This window comes from Streptomyces sp. NPDC111802 (assembly GCF_055634335.1).
In genome coordinates this window covers 38,727-45,876 of sequence record NZ_JBVKCZ010000053.1, presented here as the reverse complement: position 1 = coordinate 45,876, position 7,150 = coordinate 38,727, and the positions used below count along the sequence as shown (strand labels likewise).

The following is a 7,150-nucleotide window of genomic DNA, read 5'->3' as shown; positions in this document are numbered from 1 at the left end:
CCGGCCCAGCCCGGCTCCAGCACCGAATCCCACTTACCGTTGGCATTCACCTCCCGCACCACACGAACCGTCGCCTGACCATCCCCAGCATCAGCAGCAGCTGAAGCCACCATGGAAAGAACACCAGTCGCTGCAAGCGACGCCGATAACGCCGTAGACAACGCCAAGGACATTCCGCCGGCCCAACGCCGACGCTGCCGCAATTCCATCAGTCAACTCCACATGAATCGAATGACCCAGATTGGTGACACATGGGCCGAGGAACAACGTAAAGATCCTCACTGTTCTCTCATATGACGCGAAGTGGGATAAGCGGGTGGCTTTCCATCAAATCGCACAATGTGCCGGAACTTGCTACGCCCATTGGCTGAGGCTTTTGACGGCTGACCTCGCCGCAGCCCTGGACGGACCGCCGTAGCCGGCTTCGTTGGGAGTGTGCCTTCTGTAACTCCCGCAAAAGAGCGTGGGAGCCCTCTACCTAGGTGTTTGGGCCTCCGGCTTCATCAGCTCACGAGCGGCGTGGATGGCGCTCGACTGAAGAGGTGGTGGCTGGCGTCATATACCTCTTTGGGGAAGCTCTCCCATTTCGTAACCGCCATGGGGCTTCTCCTGCCAGGTGCGCTCAGTCACAGCGCTCCCAACGCCGGAGGTAGACGCTCATGAAGGAGGGTCGGGCGAGGCCAGTCGCACGCTGTTTCGAGTGACCTCTTGCCGTCTATGGGTACGATCCGCTCATGGCTAAGAAGGTTGTGATGCGGTACACAGATGATCTGACTGGCATGGAATCCGATGAGGTTTCCACGCACGTGTTCTCGCTCAATGGCGTGGAGTACGAGATTGATCTGACGCCCGAGAACTACGACCAGCTGGATTCGGCTTTGCGTCCCTTCATCGACAAGGGCCGCAAGACGGGGCGAGGCAGGAAGACAGGACGTGCGCATAAGGGGCCGGTGGCTGGGTCCAGTGCGGAAGAGGTGCGGGCATGGGCGCGTGCCCATGGCTATGACATCAACGACCGCGGTCGTGTTCCGGGGAAGATCCGGGAGGCTTTCGAAGCCGCTCGGTGACCACATCTGCAGTGCGGCTTGGTGCGGGGGCTGGTACGTACCACCGGCTCCCTCACCCAGCAAGTGAGAGTCGCCGAGCCGTGCGCAGGGCCATTGCCCCATGCGAGCGTGCGGATCCGCCACATATGGCATCGCGGTCGTCGACAAGTCCGATGCGCTTACATCAGGCGCCATCAGGAAGCCGGTCGGATCAGCGTGCCGACGAACGGCTGAAGAGGCGTGTCCACAAGCGGCGGGGTTGCTGGGCGGGCGACGCCAAGTCGCCCTGCTGTGCTGCGGAGTTTGAGGGACGGTCTGAGGGAGTCGCGGGTGTGGGGGCCCCAGAACGGCGGCCCAGCCGGAGGCCCGCCGCCAGTCGAACAGTATCCGGCTGCTGATCACCGACGTGGTCAGCGACTCGACGAACACCCGGCGGCCGAACACCGTCTTCGACGGCACCACGTTGGTTGCCCTCCGACAGGCGCACCCGTTTCGACGGTCTGTCGGCCGAACCTCGGCAGTGACGACATCGAACCGCACGCTCCCGCGGGATGTCTGGCGAGGCCGTGAACCTCCGTCCGGGTGTCACCGCTTTCGCCATCGAAGAGCCCTGGTCGGCGCTCGGCCACCTGGATGCCGAAGGTCAGCCACCGTCGCCCCTCATGGCCAAGGGCGTCTCCCCCCACGGTCGCGCACGCCGTACACGAAGGGCCCACCACCTCCCGCAGAACAACGTAGGGAGCTCTTTCCGACGTGCCTCACACCGAGACGTCTCGGTGTGAGGCAGGGCAATTCACTGTCGGGGAACGCGGTTTCAGACGAGCTTAGCGCTGGCAGTGGACGAAGTTCCCTGCTGCTGACTCTGATCAGAGCCAGAGGGTTGCTGGTACGCCGGCTGCGTCTGCTGGTCAGCCGGTGTCTGCTGAGTCTGGCTCCAGATACCGGACTGCTGCGCCACAGGCTGGGCTGCCTGCTGCGTCGGGGTAGCCACGGGCGCCGCCCCATTCGGCGCCTGCTGCTGACCGCCCTGGAACGTCTGCTGCCGCCACTGCGCCCAGAAATCCTTCGATGCCGAACCGGGCGTGTCCGTGGAAATAGCGCCGCCGGCCTGCTGCGTGACGGGCGCATCCGATGCGTGCTGCACCCGGGATTCAGACGACTGTGAACCCGCCGGTGCCGCCAACTGATTCAGAGCGTTCGCCTGTTTGTCGCCGGCACCGACGCCACCGGGCTGCTGCGGGTTGGATGGCTGGCCCCAGGCGTTGGTGGTGCCGGGATCGTTTGCCTGGGGGGCGGTACCCCTGCTGTCTGAAGCGGACGGGGTGCCTGCGGACGTGCCGCTCGTGGTGAGGCTTTCGGGGGACGTGCCGCCAACGGTTGAACCGCGGCCGTCCGGGGTCGATATACCGGCCTTGACTGGGGCGGAGGCCCCCGGAAGGACGGTCTTGCCGTGGATGCTTGGCCAGTCCGCCTTCTGGCCCGGCTGCCACGCCGGACCGGCTCCATCCGCAGGCCCGTGAGCGCTGGTGCCGGAAGACAGAAGCGAGCTCTGGGAACCGAGTTGGTACTGCGTCGACTGCGGCGAGAGCGGGTTGGACTTGCCTGGCACCGACTTCGCCTGATCGGCGGCGTTCGTAGCCGAATCGGTCATCGCACCACCCCTGGCATTCAGGCTGTCGGACGTGGCCGCACTGCTGGCAGTGTCCTTGTCACTTCCGTCGGTGGATGAACTGCTCGGCGCGGGAGCACCGGTGGCTGAACCACCAGGACCGCCGCTCTTGGGCGAGGCAGCGCCACTCGCGGCGCCGTCCGTTGTAGTCGCTGACGGGGTAGTGGTATCCGACAACGGCTGAGCCTGCATGGCATCCTGGTCCGCACTTCGCTTCTGGCGCGAACCGGTAGAGGCCGAGCTCTCCTCGGGCGTCAGCGAATTGGCCGCGGCCGAGTGCGAGTCACCATCCATGGTTGAGCCGCCTGTTCGAACTGGGGCAGCCAACTGTGCACCCGCGTCCTGGTTGTTGCGCAAGCCGCTCGTGATGGTCCCGATCTGCCCGAAGGTGCGTTGCAGCTCTGGACCTTCTTGTCGCTGTTGCTCGGCCTGATCGACCAGGTTCACGATCTGCTGGAGGCTCTTGGCAACTGGGGAATTACTATCCTGCCGCTCCAGTACTGGCTTCACATGATCTCTGATCCATAACGCGGCTTCGGCGTTTTCGCGGCCGTCTGTACCGTGGGCCGCGAAATCATTGGCGAGGTCCGTCACCTGTTCGAGAGTGGTGGACAGTTCATCCTGCTTCTGTGGCACGGCATTTGAGGAGCCCCAGGGATACATGAGAGCGTCCGAGTCCGATCGTTTCATGATGGGGTACCGGTGATCCGCTTCGTAAATACCCTGTCCCGTGATAATCCAGGAAGCCTGCTGGTTGGCGTCGAAGCTGGTGAGCGGGCGAAGTTTTCCTGTCTTGCTATCCAATCCGGTGAAATCGAGGCGCACCGAATTTATCAAACCCACGTGTCCGAGGAAGCCTTTAGGGTTGAGTGGGTTGGCAGCGGGGAACAGGCTCACGCTGTTGGCATTCACCGTCTGGCCGGGAGCAATGACACTCACGCCATGGCTATCCGAAATATTTGCAGCCTCGGTCACCAGGTCAGCTACTCCCATTGACACATCGGCGATCTTACCGGGTATTTTTGCCATGCCTAGGAGCTTACTCGTGACCGCCTTTGCGGCACCACCCCAGGCATCCCATTTCGCAGCGCTGTCACTATCCGACGGGGCTACGATTGCGAAATCTCCGGTTTTATTTGTGACCCAGATCCGGTCCGTGTCCGGACTGGTGTGCGCAATACCGCGCCATGCCCTGTCAGGATGCTTCTCGGTCGTCGGCTTCGCTTCCTCCCACGTGTGCGTTACGCCAGCAGCATCGGCCGGACCCTCGATACCAATTTTATCCTTGTCGACAATCCACGAGTCACCCGCATTTCCGGTGAACTCCGACGTCCGGAGCTTCCCATCGCTGCCCACATTGAACAGGCTGAGTTGCAGATTGTTTACGCCGGGTATGTGGCGGCCCTGCTCAGAGAGGTTAGTCATGTCTCCCAGCGAGTAGACCTTAGCCTTACTGTGAGCCTTGACCATGACCACGCCATTTTCCTGCAAGAGGTCATGGAACGCACCCATGGTGTCCACCACTGAGGTAATGTCCCCATGAGGGCCTTCCATCTGTCCGGCGGCGAATTTCACGACATTACCGGCCCATGTAAACCACTTAGCCGCTTTACTTGCATCCGTAACAACGAACACGTCATTGTCAGAATTGTTCGTAACCCAGGATGTCTTGGCGAACGGGTCTTGACGCGTTGATCCCGCGCTGCCCGAACCGCCCTCGTGTCCGTTGTTCCCTGCGCTGCCTCCGCCATGGGAGCCGCCGTGTGAGCCGCTTCCGCCGTGGCCATGCCCGCTGGCAGCGAACGCCGGGGCCGCACCGCCCGCGCCGATTCCCAGAGCGACCCCTAAAGAAAGGGCCGTGGTGGCGTACCCGTTCGCCGCCAGAATCGAGCTCTTACTCACCTTCTTGTGACGCCCTGACATATCCTCAATACCTTTCATTTTCTAGTTGATCTCATCACGCCTCGGAGGGCGAATCGAAAACGGCTCCATCTGGCAGGTGGCGGACATGCGGAAGCTGCATTCCGGCCGGAAATTTCGGTGCCGCCTATGTGCAGGCTTCCCGCGTACGCCGACAAATGTCATAAACGATCGCTGCCAGGGTCCAAATCTGTCGGAGTGTAGAAGACTTATTTCCCCACGGCCTTCTTCCGTGTCATGCAAACACGATGACCTGAATGTCGTGTTCAGGGCACACGGAGGGAAACTGAACGAAGTTGGGCTACCCCCGGTAACGGCGGCCGCAGGCAGCAGCAGAGCACATTGAGATCACGAAGTCACTTTCAAACAAGCGTGCGCTCCGTTATGCGACAGCGAGCGTGATTCCCGTCACGTTAGATAGAGTGATAAATGATGGGCGACAGAGCCGTGGAAGCGGTATCCCCGACGATAAATTCTGGAGCGGGCGCCCCAGTCCAGTCACGCGAGAGGCGCTGCTACTGGGCTCTAGTCCGCCTGTGCGCATGATGCAAATCACATCCGCGCCACACGCTGTCGGCGTACGGACGTTTCTCCCCAGCTGTGCAGCGGCTTGCGTGTGGAGCAGTGAATGCGCTCGGCCTGATTGTCGCTCTGATGCGTGGTCGTGGTTGCTGGCGGGTCTTAGTCTGGAGCGAAAATCGGGGGCCGACCCCGCCGATCATGATGGAGGATCATGGCCAGGTCCCCGTGGCCCGTCGCTGCAGTGCTGTTAGGCGTGCTCGCTCTCATCATTCCCACCACGGCCTCGGGGTCGAGTGAGCCATCTCCGCTGCCGTATCCCACCAGGTCGGACTATCGAATCAAAGGTATCCAGCCTGATTACTGGGAGAACAAAGATGATATTTCCGGCAATAATGCCGGTGGCGTGGCGATGAACATGGTCTGGGCGAGCTGGGAGCCAACAGCCAAGACAGCGCCGTGTGCCGCGAACGAGCAGGAATACGACGGGCGCTGTTTCGCCGTCCCGGCTGACGTGGACGCGGCCATCAAGGAATGGGTTGACCGCGGCCTGGTGGTTACCGCCATCGTCTACGGCACTCCCGAGTGGGCACGCGCGGGGCGCCCTTGCTCACCCACGGGGCCGGGGATGGACATCTTCTGCGTGCCCAACAACCCGGCCGACTACGGACGTTTCGCGGGCATGCTCGCTGAACGTTACGACGGGCTGCACGGACACGGCAGGATCGCCGACTTCGTGATCAACAACGAGGTCAATACCAACGACTGGTTCGACATCGGCTGCGGGCAGGGCGCCCCGTGTGACACCAGCGCCTGGCTGGACCAGATCGCGGCCAATTACAACGCCGCCTATGACCGCATCATCGCCGAGCAGTCAACGGCGAAGGTGCTCACCTCGCTGGAGCACCACTTCGGCCGCGAGTTCGACCGGCCCGAGCAGGGGATGCTGTCCGGCATGACCGTGCTGGAGGGCCTCGCCGTGCGCGCGGGCAACCGCCAATGGCGCGTGGCCTACCATGCCTACCCCCCAAACCTGTCCAGTCCCACCTTCACCGCCGACGACTATCCCAAGGTCACCTTCGGAAACATCGGCATCCTGCTGGGCTGGCTGCGCCAGCGGTTCCCCGACAAACCCCATGCCTGGACCGTCCAGCTCACCGAAAACGGAATCAACTCCGGCCACCCGTCCAACGAGGCGCCGCAAGCGGAGCTGCTCTGCTGGAGCTTCCGCAACGTACTCGGCACGCCAGGTATCGAGAGCTACATCTACCACCGTATGCGGGACAACCAGAACGAAGGCGGCCTCCAGCTCGGTCTTCGCCGGGCGGACGGCTCAGCCAAACCTGCCTGGTCGACCTGGGCGCTGGCCAATCGCAACGACCTGTCCCCGGCCAAACTCTCCTGCGGCTTCGACGACTTGCCCCACACGGTGCTGCGTCGCGGCTCCCACACCGACCGGGGCCACATGGCTTCCTCCCGTGCGCTGCCGCCCGGGTTTGCTACCGAGGCGAACTGGCATCTGTTCCGCAACGAGCAGCCCGGCACGGTCATGCTCTATGAATGCAAGGTCGGCAAGCATTCGATGCTGACCCGGGACCCCGGATGTGAGGGCCAGTTCCCCCTCGGGCCCGTCGGCCACATCTACTCCAGCCAAGTCCCCGGAACAGTTCCCCTCTACCGCTGCTACACGTCGTCCAACGGCGACCACTTCGTATCCCAGCGAGCCGACTGCGAAGGCAAAACCCCCGAATCCCTCCTCGGCTACGCCATCCCATGACCCCAGTCAATTGACCCCAGTCAATTCTGCGCGGGGCTTATGGTCCGGTCGGTGCTGCGGCAGCCCACAGCACAAGTCACCGGCGACGCTACAAAGAGGGCTGCAAAAACGGATCAGCCCTCGTGCCACTCACGGTGGCAGAGATCCGGCGACTTCTGGGACGCTCTCGTGCCCTACCCACGAGCCCGCTGCGACCCCGTCATCCACACACTGAAGTGG

The 7,150-nt window shown here is 62.7% G+C and carries 3 protein-coding genes and 1 pseudogene; 2 read left to right on the top strand and 2 right to left on the bottom strand.

Annotated features, from left to right (window positions below; genetic code table 11):
• Positions 1-209: pseudogene (locus ACZ7NC_RS38585) on the bottom strand (hypothetical protein); the annotation flags it as partial.
• A gap of 525 nt (positions 210-734) precedes the next feature.
• On the opposite strand from ACZ7NC_RS38585, the gene ACZ7NC_RS38580 reads away from it, so the two are divergent.
• Entirely contained in the window at positions 735-1,067 is a 333-nt protein-coding gene (locus ACZ7NC_RS38580; RefSeq protein WP_471495657.1) for a histone-like nucleoid-structuring protein Lsr2, read from the top strand.
• A gap of 793 nt (positions 1,068-1,860) precedes the next feature.
• Here ACZ7NC_RS38580 and ACZ7NC_RS38575 read toward each other — a convergent pair.
• Positions 1,861-4,656, bottom strand: a complete 2,796-nt coding sequence (locus ACZ7NC_RS38575; RefSeq protein WP_471495655.1) for a hypothetical protein — start codon at positions 4,654-4,656, stop codon at positions 1,861-1,863.
• A gap of 754 nt (positions 4,657-5,410) precedes the next feature.
• Here ACZ7NC_RS38575 and ACZ7NC_RS38570 point away from each other — a divergent pair.
• On the top strand, positions 5,411-6,931 hold the full coding sequence (locus tag ACZ7NC_RS38570; RefSeq protein WP_471495653.1) for a DUF5722 domain-containing protein: 1,521 nt from the start codon (positions 5,411-5,413) through the stop codon (positions 6,929-6,931).
• Positions 6,932-7,150: the final 219 nt, after the last annotated feature.

What these genes read in the sequence shown, in the direction of transcription:
- ACZ7NC_RS38580 (WP_471495657.1), top strand. Translation starts at nt 735, where the DNA reads ATGGCTAAGAAGGTTGTGATGCGGTACACAGATGATCTGACTGGCATG.
- ACZ7NC_RS38575 (WP_471495655.1), bottom strand. Translation starts at nt 4,656, where the DNA reads ATGAAAGGTATTGAGGATATGTCAGGGCGTCACAAGAAGGTGAGTAAG.